The organism is Micromonospora sp. NPDC020750 (assembly GCF_044334565.1).
In the GTDB taxonomy this organism is placed as follows: Bacteria; Actinomycetota; Actinomycetes; order Mycobacteriales; family Micromonosporaceae; genus Micromonospora.
On sequence record NZ_JBIRTH010000004.1, the window covers coordinates 592,311 to 607,391 of the forward strand.

Genomic DNA, 15,081 nt, shown 5'->3' on the forward strand with positions numbered 1-15,081 from the left:
TCACTCCGACACCGCCGTGTACCGGTACGTCTCGCCGTCGTCCTCGTCCTCCTCCTGCGGGTCGGACAGGTCCACCCACACGCCCGGCAGGGCCGCCTTCACCGCCGCGACGGTGTCCTCGGAGGCGTAGTGGTGGCTCAGGTCCAGCTTGGCGAGGTGGGTCAGCGGCTGCCCACCGGCCAGGGCGAGGGCTCCCCGGTCGCCGAGGGTGCCCAGCGACAGGTCCAGCGCCGCCAGCCGCTTCACCACCGGCGCGGCGGCGAGGGCCTCGGCGATGTCGTCGGCGATTTCGGAGTTGCACAGCCCGAGCCGCCGCAGCGCGGGGAACCGCTCCCCGGCCAGCAGTGGGGCCAGGTCCGCCACGGTCGTCTCACCGCCGTAGTCGGGGGTGCCGAGCCACAGCTCCAGCTCGTCCAGGGCGGGCAGTTCGGAGTCGAGCACCGCCCGGACGAAGGCGGGACGCAACCCGCCGCTCTGCACCTCCAGCCGGCGCAGCCGGTCGTGGCGCACCGGGGAGAACCGGAAGTCCTCCCCGCCGCGCACCCGTAGCACCTCCAGGCCGGGGTAGGCGGTCAGCAGCGGGCTGACGTCGCCCACCCGCATCCAGGAGATCTCGCATTCCTCGGCGACGATGTCGCCGAGGAAGAGGGCCTTCAGGTTGGGCAGGCGCGGCGCGGCCTCGCAGAGCTGGGCGATCGGGGCCTCGTTGAACGCGGCGTACCCCCAGGAGCCGATCACCAGGGCCTCCACGGACTCGCCCGCCCGGTCGACGAACCGCTCGAACGCGTCGCGGAACTGGGGGTTGAGCTTGTGGTCGGTGCTGTTGTCCCAGTCGTGCGCGGCGATCCGCCAGGCCGTGGGGCCGTCGGCGTCGGGCAGCGGGCCGTCGGCGGGTACCTCGACGACCGTGCGGCCGGCGAAGAAGTCGGCGTGGGATCCGACGGTCATGTTCCGCTCACTCCCCGACCGCGGTGAAGCGGTACTCGCGGCCGTTGTACACCTCGACGGTCTGCGCGTCCGACAGGTCGACCTCGACGCCCGGCAGGGCGGCGACGATCCGCTCACGCGCGGGCTCGGAGAGGAAGTGGTGGTGCAGGTCGAGGCGGCGCAGGTGGGTCAGCGGCTGCCCGGCCAGCAGCGCCTCCGCGCCGGCGTCGGTGAACACCCCCTTGGACAGGTCGAGGACCTCCAGTTGGCGGACCACCGGGGCGGCGGCGACGGCCTGCGCGATCAGGTCGGCGAACGCGTCGTTGCTCACCGCCAGGTGGCGCAGCGCCGGCAGCCGCGTGCCGGCCAGCACCTCGGCCAGGTCGTCCACGGTCGTGTCGCCCCCGTAGTCCTGCCGGCCGAGCCACAGTTCGAGGCGCTCCAACGCGGGCAGGTCGCAGCCGCCGACCGCGCGGGTCACCGACCCGGGCAGCCCGCCGGTCTGAAAGACCAGCTCCCGCAGCCGGGTGTGCCGCACCGGGTCGAGGCGCAGCTCGTTGGCCCCGCGCACCCACAGCACCTCCAGCGACGGGTACGCCGCGAGCAGCGGGGTGATGTCACCGTGCGTGAGCCAGGAGATCTCGCACTGCTCGCTGACCAGGTCGGCGAGGAAGACCGCCCGCAGCGACGTCCACTTCTGCGCCGCCTCGACCAGCAGGTCGAGCGGCGGCGCCTCCTCGTACGCCGAGCCCCACTCGCCGATCACCAGGGCGCGGACCGCGTCGGCGGGCACCTCGTCACGCAGGGCCGTGACCAGCGCGGCGAACTCCTCCGGGTCGGCCTCGAAGTCCTCCACCTCCAGCCGCCAGGCGACCGCCGACGGATCTTCGGGCAGCGCCATCCCGGGGGTGAAGGGCAGCACGGGCAGCCCGGTGAACGACGACAGATGGGACCTGATCACGCCAACCTCCGGCTCGACTGTTTCAGCGGCGGCGCGACCGTAACAGTCCGTACCGACAGAAAGATCACCGGCGGTGGCGGCCGGTCGATCCGGCCAAGGCAGGGGCTCTACCGGTTGGCCGGCCAGGTCTGCGTCGAAGGCGTGCGGGCCGAACCTGGATAAGAATTGATTCGTTCCAGAAGAGTGGACTATGGTCATCGGGTGACCTCAGACTTCGAGGCTCAGCTGCGCGCGGTCCTGTTGCGTGTGACCCGGCCCCGGCTGGCGGTGCTCGCAGCGCTGCGCGACCATTCGCATGTCGACACCGACACGGTGATCGCCCTGGTACGGGCGGATCAGCCCACGGTCTCCCACCAGGCGGTGTATGACGTGTTGCGGGTGCTCACCGACGCCGGTCTGGTGCGGCGCATCCAGCCTGCCGGTGCGATCGCCCGGTACGAGTCCCGGGTGGGGGACAACCACCATCATGTCGTGTGCCGCTCCTGCGGCGTGATCGCCGACGTCGACTGCGCTGTCGGCCATGCTCCCTGTCTCGCCGCCTCGGACGACCACGGCTTCGTGGTCGACGAGGCGGAGGTCGTCTACTGGGGCACCTGCCCCGACTGCGCGACCGAACGCACCTCCCAGTGATCCGCCAGGTCGGAAGGATGTAGATGAGCGACACCCAGGACAACGCCCCCTCCAGCGCGCAGGGCGTGGACAAGAAGGAGGCGGCCGGCTGCCCGGTCGCGCACGACTCCGTGACCGCGCACGGCAGCGAGAGCGAGAACCCGGCGATCGACTCGCCGACGCCGAAGACCGGAGGGCGTCCGCGTACCAACCGGGACTGGTGGCCCAACCAGCTCGACCTCTCGGTGTTGCATGCCCACTCGTCCAAGGGCAACCCGCTGGGGGAGAGCTTCAGCTACGCCAAGGAGGTCGCCAAGCTCGACGTCGAGGCCCTCAAGCAGGACATCACCAAGGCCCTCACCACCTCGCAGGACTGGTGGCCGGCCGACTTCGGTCACTACGGCGGCCTGATGATCCGGATGAGCTGGCACGCCGCGGGCACCTACCGCATCGAGGACGGTCGCGGCGGCGCCGGCGACGGCGGTCAGCGGTTCGCCCCGCTCAACAGCTGGCCGGACAACGCCAACCTCGACAAGGCCCGCCGGCTGCTCTGGCCGGTCAAGCAGAAGTACGGCCAGCAGGTCTCCTGGGCCGACCTGCTCGTGCTCGCCGGCAACGTCGCCCTGGAGTCGATGGGCTTCAAGACCTTCGGCTTCGGCTTCGGCCGGGAGGACGTCTGGGAGCCCGAGGAGATCTTCTGGGGTCCGGAGGACACCTGGCTCGGCGACGAGCGCTACGCCTCCGAGAAGGAGATGGCAGTCGGCGTCGGGGCGACCGAGATGGGTCTGATCTACGTCAACCCGGAGGGCCCCCGCGGCAACGCGGACCCGGTCGCGGCGGCGCACTTCATCCGGGAGACCTTCGCCCGGATGGCGATGAACGACGAGGAGACCGTCGCCCTCATCGCCGGTGGCCACACCTTCGGCAAAACCCATGGCGCCGGCGTCGCCGACGACCACGTGGGCCCCGAGCCCGAGGCCGCCCCGCTGGAGACGCAGGGCCTGGGCTGGCTGAGCACCCACGGCAGCGGCAAGGGCGGGGACACGATCACCAGCGGTCTCGAGGTGACGTGGACCGACCGGCCGACGCAGTGGAGCAACCGCTTCTTCGAGATCCTCTTCGGCTACGAGTGGGAACTCACCAGGAGCCCCGGCGGCGCGAAGCAGTGGGTCGCCAAGGACGCCGAGGCGATCATCCCGGACGCCCACGACCCGTCGAAGAAGCACAAGCCGACGATGCTCACGACCGACCTGTCGCTGCGCCTCGACCCGGCGTACGAGAAGATCTCGCGCCGCTTCCTGGAGAACCCCGACGAGTTCGCGTTGGCGTTCGCCAAGGCCTGGTACAAGCTGCTGCACCGCGACATGGGTCCGGTCAGCCGCTTCCTCGGGCCGTGGGTCGCCGAGCCCCAGCTGTGGCAGGACGCGGTGCCGGCCGTCGACCACGAGCTGGTGGGTGACGCCGACGTCGCCGCCCTCAAGGCGAAGGTCCTCCAGGCAGGCCTGACGACCGCCCAGCTCGTCTCCACCGCCTGGGCCTCGGCCGCGAGCTTCCGGTCCACCGACAAGCGCGGCGGCGCCAACGGCGCGCGGATCCGTCTTGAGCCGCAGCGCAGCTGGGAGGTCAACGAGCCCGAGCAGCTCGCGACGGTCCTGGCGACCCTCGAGGGCATCCAGCGGGAGTTCAACTCCGCCGGCGGCGCGAAGATCTCGCTCGCGGACCTGATCGTGCTGGCCGGCTCGGCCGCCGTCGAGAAGGCGGCGCGCGACGCCGGCGTCGAGGTGACCGTGCCGTTCCGCCCGGGCCGCACCGACGCCACCGCGGAGCAGACCGACGCCGAGTCCTTCCGGGTCCTCGAGCCGCGCGCCGACGGGTTCCGCAACTACCTGCGTCCCGGCGAGAAGACCCAGCCGGAGGTGCTGCTCCTCGACCGTGCCTACATGCTCAGCCTGACCGCGCCCGAGATGACCGTCCTCATCGGCGGCCTGCGCTCGCTCGGGGCCAACGTCGGCGGCACGCGGCACGGCGTCCTCACCGAACGACCCGGCGTGCTCACCAACGACTTCTTCACCAACCTGCTCTCCCCGAACACCCGGTGGAAGGCGTCGGAGTCCGAGGAGCACGGGTACGAGATCCGGGACCTGGGCACCGATGAGGTGAAGTGGACCGCCACCGCGGTCGACCTCGTCTTCGGCTCCAACTCCCAGCTACGGGCCCTCGCGGAGGTCTACGCCAGCCGGGACGCGCGCGACAAGTTCGTGGCCGACTTCGTCGCAGCCTGGACCAAGGTCATGGAGCTCGACCGGTTCGACCTCGCCTGACCCGGCCTCGCACGACGGGCCCCGGCCGATCCACCAGCGATCGACCGGGGCCCGTCCGTACCACCGCGCTGGTCGACCTGATGCACGCCCGCCATCCCGGCCACCGGGCCGAGGACGACTGACGTTCACGTGTCGGAGGCGGCCAGGTCAGGCGCTCGCGGCCACCTCGGGCGCGGGCTGTTGGCCGGCCGCCTCGGCGGGCCGGCCCGCCTCCGGGCGGGACCGCACCGTCGGGTACTCGGCGGTCTCGCCGCCCCCGGCCGCGGCGGCCATCACCGCGGCGGCGGCCAGGTCCGCCACCCGCTTCGCCTCGCGCTGCACCCGGGCCCGGACGTCCTTGGCGTGCTGCTCGACCGAGTCCGCCGAACGGCGTGCCTCCTCCAGCCGGCTCGTCTCGGCAGCCAGCTCCTGCCGGATCTCGCCCAGGTGTTGCTGCAACTGGTTGACCTGGTGCTCGACCGCGGCCCCCTCCTGGCGGACCCGGGCGAGCTGTTGCTGGGCGCCGTCCAGCTCGGCGTGCAGCTGGGTCAGCGCCTGCCGCTGGCCGCCGACCTCCTGCTGCACGGCGGTGAGCTGCTCCTGGTGCACGGTCGCCTGCTCGTCGGCGCGCTTGCGCACCTCCGTCGAGTACTGCTGCGCCTCGGCGATCAGCGTGGCGATCTTCTCCTCCGCGGCGGTGAGCTGGCCGGCCACGTCCCGCTCGGCCGCCGCCCGGTGCTCGGCCAGCTCCTGCTCGGCCGCCGCCCGCCGCTCGTTGATCTCCCGCTCCACGTTGACCCGCCACTGGGTCAACTCCTGCTGGCTCTGCGCGCGCGCCGCCTGGACCTCCTGCTGGATCTGCGTACGGGCCGCCTTGGTCAGCGCCTCGGCCGCGACGCGGGCCTGCTCCACCTGCTGGGCGGTCAGCTCGTTGATCCGCTTCGCCTCCTGCTGGGCGTGCTCGTGGGCGGCCTCGCCGTCCACCCGTAGCTGCTCCACCAGCTCCTGGATGTCCGCGAGCTGCGCCTCGGCCGCCGAGCGCCGCTCCTCGTACGCCTTCTCCTGCTCGGCGCGCCGGGCCGACAGCTCCGCCTCCAGGTCGTGCAGCGTCTGGGCGGCGTGCTCCTGCGCCTCCAGCAGGACCCGCTCCGCCTCGCCCTGCAACTCGCCGGACCGCTGTGTGGCGGTCTCCGCGATCAGCCCGGCCTGCTTCTCGGCGAGCGCGAGGATCTGGTCGACCACCGGCCCCAGGTCCCTGAAGGACGCCCGATCCACCTGCGCCGGGCGCTGGCGCAGCTCGGCCAGCTCCGCCTGGAGCTGCTGGAACTGGAGGGTGTGGTTGCGCAGTTGGAACTGCGCCCGGTCCCGCTCGGCCGACAGGGACGCGGCGCCGGCCTCGACCTGCTCGACGTACCGGTCGACCTGTCGCTTGTCGTAGCCGCGCAGCGTCTGCTCGAAGCTCGGCCGCCCGTTCGGCTCGTTGCGTGCCGCGAACGGCTCCCCGGTGGACATTCCGGCATCCTCCATACGATCGGCGACCTCAGGCCCGACGCGAGACCGCGATGCGGGCATGATGGGGCGCTACGTTACCGCCGTCTCCGCGCCGCGGACACCCCACCCCGCAGCCGGCTGGCCGGCAACCCACTCGGGGTCAGCACGCCGGCCCGGGGCTCGGTCGTGCGGTGTCCCGGTGTAGGCCAGATCGTCGAACGCCACGCGGGGTTTCTACCACGGACCCCGGCATCCGAGGGCGATGAGCCCTTCCGGCCATCAGCCGCTATCCGTGACATGTCCCGCTACGCGGTGCTCCTCCGCGGCATCAACCTCGGCGGGTCGCCATGGCCGGCCTGCGGGCACTGCTCACCGAAGCGGGGTAGGGGCATGTCGCCACGCTGCTGCAGAGCGGCAGCGTGGTGTTGGACGCCGACCGGCCTCCGGCAGAGCCGGGACCCACGCTCGAGCAGGCGATCGAGAGGCGGTTCGGGGTAGGCGGCGCGGGAACAGCAGTGGGCAAGTCCGCACCCGCCGGCTCACCTTCGTCCTGCCCAGCCCGACCAGCCGGGCCCACCAATCGGACAGCTCTACCCTGGCTGCACGCCGGCCGTCCCGAGCTGGGTCGGTACGCCGAAGACACGGCCCCACGGCCCCGGACATTGATGGGACAGTCATGCGAGTCGTCGTTATCGGCGGAAGTGGCCATATCGGCACATTCCTCGTCCCCCGGCTGGTGCGCGCCGGCCACGAGGTACTGAGCATCAGCCGCGGCACCAGCACCCCCTACGCCGACGGGCCCGAGTGGCAGCAGGTGCACCGGGTCGTCGCCGACCGGGAGTGGGAAGACCGCGAGGGCACCTTCGGCGACACGGTGGCCGGGCTCCGTCCGGATATGGTGGTCGACCTGGTCTGCTTCACCCTGGAATCGGCCACCGCGCTGGTCGGGAGCCTCCGTGGCCGGGCCGGGCACCTGCTGCACTGTGGGTCCGTCTGGCGCTACGGGCCCAGTCACCACGTGCCGATCTCCGAAGCGTCGGGCACCGCCCCGTTCGGCGAGTACGGGATCCAGAAGGACCGCATCGCCCGGATGCTGAAGGAGGAGACCGGCTCCGGGGGCCTGGTGACCACGTCGCTGCACCCCGGGCACATCGTCGGTCCCGGCTGGCACCCGATCGGCCCGCTGGGCAACGTCGACCCCGCGGTCTGGCAGACGCTCTCGGCCGGGCGTCCGCTGCAGGTCCCCGGTAGCGGCGTCGAGCTGATGCACCACGTGCACGCCGACGACGTCGCCCAGGCATTCGAGCAAGCAATCGAGCGCCGGGACGCGGCGGCGGGCGAGGACTTCAACATCGTCGCCCCCACCGCGCTGAACGTCCGCGGGTACGCCCACGAGGCCGCCGGCTGGTTCGGGCACACCGGGTCGCTGGAATCGGTGACCTGGGAAGAATTCCGTCAGACCACGACTCCGGAGCACGCCGAGATGAGCTGGGAACACCTACACCGCAGCCACTGCTTCAGCATCGAGAAGGCCAGCACCCTGCTCGGCTACGCGCCGCGCTACGAACCGCAGGCCGCCGTGCTCGAATCCGTCCGCTGGCTGATCGACCACGGAAAGTTGGAGGTAGCCCGACCGCTCACCGTATGAAGCAGGTAAGGCCGGTATCCGTGCCGGCACCGCGCAGCGAAGCAGGAATCCACCCGGACGCTTCCCGGGCGGTTGTGCAGCAGCAGCGGCGGCGTCGAGGCCCCGGCCGCCACCGAGAAGTTCGTCGCGAACGTCTCCGGCCGGTTGTAGTCTCGGCCCTCATGAGTTGGCTGCCCGATGACTTCGTCCACCCCGTCCGTGTGCCCGTGCCCGGCACCGCGCTTCACCTCCGGCCCATCCGCGAGGCGGACACCGCGATCGACTACCCCGCCGTGATGGGTTCCCGGGAACGCCTGTGGGAGATCTTCGGCCCGGCCTGGGGTTGGCCCAGCGAGACGATGACGTACGAGGAGGACCGCGTCGACCTGCTGCGGCACGAGAAGGAGATAGCCGCGCACCAGTCGTTCAACTACGCGCTGCTGGACGAGGAGGAGACGGCGATCCTCGGCTGCGTCTACATCGACCCGCCCGAGCGCGCCGGCGCCGACGCGGAGGTCTCCTGGTGGGTGGTGGACGACCTCGTCGGCGGCGAGACGGAGCGCGCGCTCGACGCGCTGGTGCCGCCGTGGATCGCCGCCGACTGGCCCTTCCAACAGCCCCGCTGCATCGGCCGTGACATCACCTGGCGGGACTGGCTCGCGCTGCCGCCCGCCTCGTGACGCGCCCGGTCGCACTGGTACTGCAACCTACTTATCGTGTGGCCCACCCGTTCGCTGATTCGGTCAACTGCGCACGGCCTTCTTGAGCAGCTTCTTGACCGCCGCCTCGCCCTTCTCGCTCAACTCCGTCACGGCGAAGGACGTCGCCCACATGCCGTGGTCCTCATCGAGATTCGCCTCCGCTGTGAACCCGAACGACGAGTAGCGCTGCTTGTCCACCTGGCCGCTGCGGAAGAAGCAGATTACCTTTCCACCCCGGGCGTAGGCGGGCTGGCCGTACCACAGCTTCGGGGCCAACTCCGGAGCGGCTTCCGCGACGATGGCGTGCAGACGCTCGGCCACCGCACGGTCCGGCTGCGCCATCTCGGCGATCTTCGCGAGCACATCCCTCTCGTCGGCCGCCGCCTTGTTCGCGCTCCTGCTGCGGCGAGCCTCCGCCTTCAACTCCGCCGCGCGGTCCTTGATGGCGGCGCGCTCGACCTCGGAGAAGCTCTCCTCGGAAGACTTGCCCTGTCTGCTTTCCTTGCTGGCCTTCGACGCAGCGCTCACGTAGGTGCCGCTCCTCTCGTCCGTCACCGTGGTCGGCGTGGTCATTCACGCTAGCCGCAGGCGACGAGACGCGCCTTCTCGAATCCTGACCGGTCCATCGGCGGGACGGCCGCGCCACGCGGCGGGGTCGCCGGGGCCTGTGCGATGCCCGTGCCGCAGACGGTGGCCGACGGAGATCGGCTGAACCTGCCGGTCTCTTCCCGATGCCAAGAAATTTAGCACGGGCCGGTGGTCCCCGGTATCGAACGATTTGCTGATTACCCGCCCCGCGTGATCTGGCTAAATTCGCAGCCGAATCAACGGGGAAAGGATCCGAATTCCGTGCAGGGTCTACAGGGTCAGAAGAACAGCCATCCTTCGGGTGGGAACTCGACCGAAGAGGAGGAGCGAAAGCCGTCCATGCTGGTCCGGCGGGGGCTGATTCCGGATACGCGTCCGCAGCGGATTCTCGCTCTGGCGACGTTCGTGAACATGATCGGCAACGGCGTCTTCATGGTCAGCGCCGCGCTTTTCTTCACCCGTGTCGTCGGGCTTTCCCTGGCTCAGGTCGGCATTGGAATGGGCATCGCGGCCGCAGTTGGCCTCCTGACCGGCATACCGGTCGGGCACCTCGCCGACCGGCGAGGACCGCGAGAGATCTACCTCTGGATGCTCGTCATTCAGGGCGTGGCGATGGCGGCGCTGGTCCTCGTACAGTCGTTCTGGATGTTCCTGGTGGCGCTCTGCCTGAGCGAACTCGCTCGTTCGGCGGGGGGAGCCGCGCGTGGCCCACTGGTTCGCGGAGTCGGCGGTGCCGACCTCACCAGATACCGCGCCTACCTGCGCTCGATCGCGAACCTCGCCGGCAGTTGCTCCGCCGTGGCCCCCGGCTTCGCGGTGCAGTACGACTCGCGTCCGGCCTACCTCGCACTGGTGCTGGGCAATGCGCTCACCTTCGCGGCCAGCGCCGCCATCATCGCCGCGCTGCCGTCGCTGCCGCCGGTTCCTGCGCCACGGAAGGCCAGCCGCTGGGAGGTGCTCAAGGACCGGTCGTACGTGGCCGTGACCGTGCTCGACGGCATCATGTCGATCCACCATCAGGTGCTTCTGTTCGCACTGCCGCTCTGGATCGTCGGACACACCAGCGCACCCCGGTGGCTGATCGGCGCGGGAGCATTCGTCAACACCGCCCTGGTGGTGCTGCTCCAGATCAGGGCCAGCCGGGGAGTGACGGACAGCGTCACCGCCGGGAGAGCCGTGCGGCGTGCGGGGTTGGCGTTCTTCGTCGGCATGGCCGCGATCGCCGCAGCGGCGGGACTCTCCTCGCGCCTTGCGCTCATCGGCATCGTCTTCGGCGTCATCGTCCACACGATCGGTGAACTCTGGCACACGGCCGGCTCGCTGGAACTCCGATTCAGCCTCGCTCCCGCCCACGCCCAGGGGCAGTACATGGGACTGTTCGGGTTCGGGGCCGGCCTGGCGAACGTGGTCGCCCCCACCGTGCTGGCGCTCTTCTGCATCGCCTGGGGGGTCCCTGGTTGGCTCCTGCTCGGCGGGGTGTTCGTCGCGGGGGGCCTGGTGACGCCGTACGTCGTGCGGTGGGCGCAACGGACGCGCCTGTACGCGGAGCAGCCCGCCTAGCCGGGCCGGACCTCCCGCCTACGGTCGGCCCGCTCCTCACGGGGGGAGCGGGCCGACGCCCGGCCCTCTCAGGTCACCAGGCCGGCGCGGTAGGCGTAGACCACCGCCTGCACGCGGTCGCGCAGGTCGAGTTTGGTGAGGATGCGCGACACGTACGTCTTGACGGTCTCCTGGCTGATCACCAGCGTCGCGGCGATCTCGGCATTGGACAGGCCGTCGGCGATGAGGCGCAACACCTCCAGTTCGCGCGGGGTCAGCCCCGCGTTCTGCGGCGTGCCCTCGGCGGGACGGATCCGCGCCGCGTACCTGCCCACGAGCTGCCGGGTCACCTCGGGCGCCAGCAGCGCGGCCCCGGACGCGACGGTGCGGATGCCGTGCAGCAGTTGCGCCGGCGGGGCGTCCTTGAGCAGGAACCCGCTCGCTCCCGCGCGCAGCGCCTCGTACACGTACTCGTCGAGGTTGAACGTCGTCACCACGAGCACCTTGACGGGGTGGGCCACCCCGGCGCCGGCCAGCAGGCGGGTCGCCCTGATGCCGTCGAGCACCGGCATCCGTATGTCCATCACGACCACGTCCGGGTGCAGCCGGCCGGCGAGGTCGACCGCCGCGCGCCCGTCCCCGCACTCGCCGACGACCTCGAGGTCGGGCTGCGCGTCGATGATCGTGGCGAAGCCGGTGCGGATCAGCGCCTGGTCGTCGCAGACCAGCACCCGGACCGGCGCGGTCACGATGGGCTCCCGGTGGGAATGGTGGCCCGCACGACGAAGCCGTCGCCCGCCCGTTGTCCCGCGCTGAACTCACCGCCGAGCACGCCGACGCGTTCGCGGAGCCCGGCGAGGCCGCGCCCGCCCCCGCCGGGGGCCGTGGCGTGCGGATCCGAGCCGTCGGTGCTGACCTCCACGGTGATCTCCCCTTCGCCGTGGCGCACGTGGACGGTGGTGCGGCTGCCGTGGGCGTACTTGAGGGCGTTCGTCAGCGCCTCCTGCACGACACGATAGGCCGCGACCTCGGCGCCGCCGGCCGTTTCCGCCGGCGTGCCCTCCTCGGTGAACTCCACCGGCTGCCCGGCGTGCCGGGTCTGCTCCACGAGGGCGTGGAGCTCGCCGACGGACGGTGTGCGCGGACCGGTGCCGTGGTCGGGGTTGAGTAGATCGAGCAGGTGCCGCAGGTCGGTGACGGCCCGGCGGCCGGTGTCGGTGATGGCCGTCAGACTCGTGTCGAGGCGTTCGGGGGCGGCGGTCAGGTAGCGCGCCGCCTCGGCCTGCACCACCATCGCCGTCACGTGGTGGGTCACCACGTCGTGGAGTTCTCGGGCGATGCGGGTGCGTTCGGCGGTGCGGGCGGTCAGGTCGACCTGGCGGCGGCGTTCGGCCTCGGCGGCCCGGGACTGCCGCAGCCAGGCCCCGATGCCCCAGGCGAGGGCCAGCAGCAGGTAGAACGTGGCGAACCCGGTCACGCCCTCGGTCGACCCGCGCTGGTCCAGCGCGACGGTCAGCGACACGTACGCGGCGGTGGCCAGGACCAGGGTGGTGCGCCGATGACGTTCCAGATGGGCCCCCGCGCTCACCAGCGCGATGGCCAGCGCGGAGCCGGCGACCGTGTGATAGGCGCGCAGCTGGTCGATCGCGAAGCCGAGCGACACCAGCGCGAGGCAGACGGCCGGCCAGCGCCGGCGGACGGCGAGCGGTAGGCATTCCAGGGCGACCACCACGGCGGTCAGCGCGTCGAAGGGACGCGCCGGCAGGTCGCCGAGCTGCGTCCCGTGGTGGTGCAGTGCCGGCACCATCGACGCGAGGGCGAGCAGCAGCGCGGGCGGGAGGTCCCGAACCGTGACGTCCCACCGCCGCCACGAGTCCGGGACCATCCGAAAGCCGACCATCAGGAAACCGTAGCGGTCGCCCGCTCGACGCCGACCGCGCGGCGGCGACGCGGGACGAGGTGACCGCGGCGGTGGGCCAGCCACATGAACACCACGGTCAGCACCACCCCGGCCGCGACCGTGTACAGGCTTCCCTCCGGCCCGAAGTCGCCGCCGGTGAGCAGGGCCGGGCCCGACATCGTGGCGTCCAGCAGCCCCTTCGACTCGCCGTTGCCGGAGACCACGACGCTGAAGATGCCGCCCGCGGCGAAGTTCCAGCCGAAGTGCAGCCCGATCGGCACCCACAGGTTTCGGGTGGCGGCGTAGCAGGCAGCGAGCATGAAACCCGCCTCGATCGCGATGGCGACCGCGCCCCACAGGCTGGCGTCCGGGTTGAGCAGGTGCATCAGGCCGAACACCACGCCGGTCAGCCCCATCGCGATCCAGGTCCCCGTGCGTTCCTCGACGATGCGGAACAGGACGCCCCGGAAGAGCAACTCCTCGGTCGTGGCGGCGGCGGCCATGAACCCGAGCAGCCCCACCGCACCCGTCACCGAGCCCAGGCCGTGGACGTGGTAGCCGCCGACGAAGGCGATGTTGACGATGACGGCCGCGAACATCCCGACCCCGATCAGCGCCCCCCGGGCGATCCGGGTGCCGGCGCCGGCCCGGGCCACCTCCGTGGGATCGCGGCGTTCGGTGCGTCGCGCCACCCACCCGTAGACGAGAACCGCGGCCACGGCCGTCAATACGCCGAGGGCCAGGGTGAGCCAAGCGTTCCCCTGCACCGCGGCGAGGGCCTGGCTGCCGGCGAAGGTGACCGCCACGACGGCCATTAGCTGCTTCAACAGGCGCATGTTCATTTCCTTCGAGAGGTCCGCGGCCGGAGCGCTGCGGCTAGGCAGAACGCTATGGATTCGCGGGCCGGGAAGCGTCACCACACGGGGGACACTCGCGGGTAGCTCGCACGGGGGACAAGCGCCTGCTGACCTTCGCTGCCTCAGTCACCGGGCTTGTCGCCCGCCTGGCTGGGCCCGCGCGGCGCTGTCCGTCCGGGGCTTTCCGCCTCGACCGCGCTACCTGCCGTTTTAAGCGGTCATGGTCCACTGTGCACCTGGCGCGGATACCGGCTTCGTACAGGGCAAGTTCTGAGAAGTATGGCGTCGATCGCCGATGTGAAACTCATGGATCTCTTACGACCAGAAGGCAGAGTGATCATGAGTAGCGATTCGGTACTCCTGCTTTTTCCCATCATCGTGGGCATCATCATGCTCGGGCTCGGCCTTACCCTGACCCTTGAGGACTTCCGCCGGGTGGTGAGATATCCCAAGGCGATGGTGGTCTGCCTGGTCTCCCAGATGCTGATCCTGCCGGCGATCTGCCTGGGCCTGGTGGTCGCGTTCAACCTGCGCCCCGAGCTGGCGGTCGGCATGATGCTGCTCGCCGCCTCGCCCGGCGGCAGCACGGCCAGCCTCTACAGCCACCTGTTCAAGGGTGATCTGGCGCTCAACATCTCGCTGACCGCGGTGAACTCGGTGCTGGCGCTGTTCACGCTGCCGATCATCGTGAACCTGTCGGTGTCGGCCTTCGTCGGATCGGACAGCTCGCTCGGCCTCCAGTTCGACAAGGTGATCCAGGTCTTCGCCCTGGTCCTGATCCCGATCGCCATCGGCATGGCCATCCGCGCGAAGTTCACCGCCGCCGCCCAGCGCTTGGAACGCACCGTCAAGATCCTGTCGGTGGTGGCGCTGATCGTGATGATCTCCGGCGTGATCGCCGGCATCGGCGCGGAGGTGTTCGACATCCTCGGGGAGATCATCCTCGTGGTGCTGGCGTTCAACCTGATCAGCATGGCGATCGGCTACTTCGGCCCGCGCCTGCTCAAGGTCGGCGAGCGGGAGTCGATCGCCTCGGCGTTCGAGATCGGCCTGCACAACGCCAGCCTGGCCATCACCATCGGGATGAGCCCGACGCTGCTCGACAACTCCACGATGGCGATGCCGTCGGTGACGTACGGCTTCGTCATGTTCTTCACCGCGGCTGTCTTCGGCATCATCGTCTCCCGCCGCGTGCGGTCCACGACCCCGACCGGCGGCCTGTCGGCGACCCCGAGCCGGGTGTGAACCCGGCCCCCGCCGGCACGATCGATTGAGAGCGTAGACCGAAGAGCGCGCCCGGCGGCCCCGCCGGGCGCGCTCTTTCTCGTGGTACGACATCAGCGCGCCGTACTGCGCTCCGGCAGCCAGAGGCAGGACGCGAATAGAGACGGTGGGCAGCTCGGGCCGACCCGGGGGAGACCACCGTGTCTCCCGAGGACGACCAGAACGTACGCCACCGGGTCTTCTGCGACCGGCGGATGCCCGGCGGCGGCCGGCTCTGCCTGCTGCGCGCCGACCACGACGGCCCCTGTGCCCGCCGCCTGCGCCGCTGAGGGCCGGGTTCACGGGGGCGAGTGGTGT

At 70.9% G+C, this 15,081-nt stretch carries 14 protein-coding genes; 7 read left to right on the top strand and 7 right to left on the bottom strand.

Going from position 1 to position 15,081, the window contains the following annotated elements; genetic code table 11:
- Window positions 1–948: an STM4015 family protein gene (locus tag ACH4T9_RS16420; RefSeq protein WP_396672583.1), complete on the bottom strand. Its 948-nt coding sequence runs from the start codon at window positions 946–948 to the stop codon at window positions 1–3.
- Window positions 949–955: 7 nt separating this feature from the next.
- On the bottom strand, window positions 956–1,888 hold the full coding sequence (locus ACH4T9_RS16425; protein WP_396672582.1) for an STM4015 family protein: 933 nt from the start codon (window positions 1,886–1,888) through the stop codon (window positions 956–958).
- 201 nt (window positions 1,889–2,089) lie between these two features.
- On the opposite strand from ACH4T9_RS16425, the gene ACH4T9_RS16430 reads away from it, so the two are divergent.
- Together ACH4T9_RS16430 and katG are read left to right on the top strand one after the other, a co-directional pair.
- Window positions 2,090–2,518 carry a Fur family transcriptional regulator gene (locus ACH4T9_RS16430; protein ID WP_396672581.1) on the top strand — a complete coding sequence of 143 codons (429 nt, stop codon included), beginning with the start codon at window positions 2,090–2,092 and terminating at the stop codon, window positions 2,516–2,518.
- A 23-nt stretch (window positions 2,519–2,541) separates the two neighbouring features.
- Window positions 2,542–4,818, top strand: coding sequence for a catalase/peroxidase HPI (gene katG, locus ACH4T9_RS16435; RefSeq protein ID WP_396672580.1), 2,277 nt, complete (start codon window positions 2,542–2,544; stop codon window positions 4,816–4,818).
- Between the two features lie 147 nt (window positions 4,819–4,965).
- Here katG and ACH4T9_RS16440 read toward each other — a convergent pair whose 3' ends face one another.
- Complete coding sequence (locus ACH4T9_RS16440) at window positions 4,966–6,309, bottom strand: hypothetical protein (RefSeq protein ID WP_396672579.1); 1,344 nt, start codon at window positions 6,307–6,309, stop codon at window positions 4,966–4,968.
- 655 nt (window positions 6,310–6,964) lie between these two features.
- Between ACH4T9_RS16440 and ACH4T9_RS16445 the strand changes: the two genes are divergently transcribed.
- Together ACH4T9_RS16445 and ACH4T9_RS16450 are read left to right on the top strand one after the other, a co-directional pair.
- Entirely contained in the window at window positions 6,965–7,936 is a 972-nt protein-coding gene (locus ACH4T9_RS16445; RefSeq protein ID WP_396672578.1) for an NAD-dependent epimerase/dehydratase family protein, read from the top strand.
- A 161-nt stretch (window positions 7,937–8,097) separates the two neighbouring features.
- Entirely contained in the window at window positions 8,098–8,595 is a 498-nt protein-coding gene (locus ACH4T9_RS16450) for an N-acetyltransferase (protein WP_396672577.1), read from the top strand.
- Window positions 8,596–8,658: 63 nt separating this feature from the next.
- Here the strand turns inward: ACH4T9_RS16450 and ACH4T9_RS16455 are convergent, their stop codons facing one another.
- Window positions 8,659–9,144 carry an iron chaperone gene (locus tag ACH4T9_RS16455; protein ID WP_396673039.1) on the bottom strand — a complete coding sequence of 162 codons (486 nt, stop codon included), beginning with the start codon at window positions 9,142–9,144 and terminating at the stop codon, window positions 8,659–8,661.
- Between the two features lie 321 nt (window positions 9,145–9,465).
- On the opposite strand from ACH4T9_RS16455, the gene ACH4T9_RS16460 reads away from it, so the two are divergent.
- Window positions 9,466–10,764 carry an MFS transporter gene (locus ACH4T9_RS16460; RefSeq protein ID WP_396672576.1) on the top strand — a complete coding sequence of 433 codons (1,299 nt, stop codon included), beginning with the start codon at window positions 9,466–9,468 and terminating at the stop codon, window positions 10,762–10,764.
- 68 nt (window positions 10,765–10,832) lie between these two features.
- On the opposite strand, the gene ACH4T9_RS16465 is transcribed toward ACH4T9_RS16460, so the two are convergent.
- The 3 genes from ACH4T9_RS16465 to ACH4T9_RS16475 are packed head-to-tail and all read right to left on the bottom strand — an operon-like array spanning window position 10,833 to window position 13,479.
- Window positions 10,833–11,492 carry a response regulator gene (locus ACH4T9_RS16465; RefSeq protein ID WP_396672575.1) on the bottom strand — a complete coding sequence of 220 codons (660 nt, stop codon included), beginning with the start codon at window positions 11,490–11,492 and terminating at the stop codon, window positions 10,833–10,835.
- Window positions 11,489–12,643: a sensor histidine kinase gene (locus ACH4T9_RS16470; protein ID WP_396672574.1), complete on the bottom strand. Its 1,155-nt coding sequence runs from the start codon at window positions 12,641–12,643 to the stop codon at window positions 11,489–11,491. The genes ACH4T9_RS16465 and ACH4T9_RS16470 overlap by 4 nt, the downstream gene beginning before the upstream one ends.
- Window positions 12,643–13,479, bottom strand: coding sequence for a lysostaphin resistance A-like protein (locus ACH4T9_RS16475; protein ID WP_396672573.1), 837 nt, complete (start codon window positions 13,477–13,479; stop codon window positions 12,643–12,645). The genes ACH4T9_RS16470 and ACH4T9_RS16475 overlap by 1 nt, the downstream gene beginning before the upstream one ends.
- Before the next feature lie 360 nt (window positions 13,480–13,839).
- Here ACH4T9_RS16475 and ACH4T9_RS16480 point away from each other — a divergent pair, with 360 nt between their 5' ends.
- Entirely contained in the window at window positions 13,840–14,745 is a 906-nt protein-coding gene (locus ACH4T9_RS16480; protein ID WP_396672572.1) for a bile acid:sodium symporter family protein, read from the top strand.
- Window positions 14,746–14,924: 179 nt separating this feature from the next.
- Window positions 14,925–15,053, top strand: a complete 129-nt coding sequence (locus ACH4T9_RS16485) for a hypothetical protein (RefSeq protein WP_396672571.1) — start codon at window positions 14,925–14,927, stop codon at window positions 15,051–15,053.
- Window positions 15,054–15,081 lie beyond the last annotated feature (28 nt).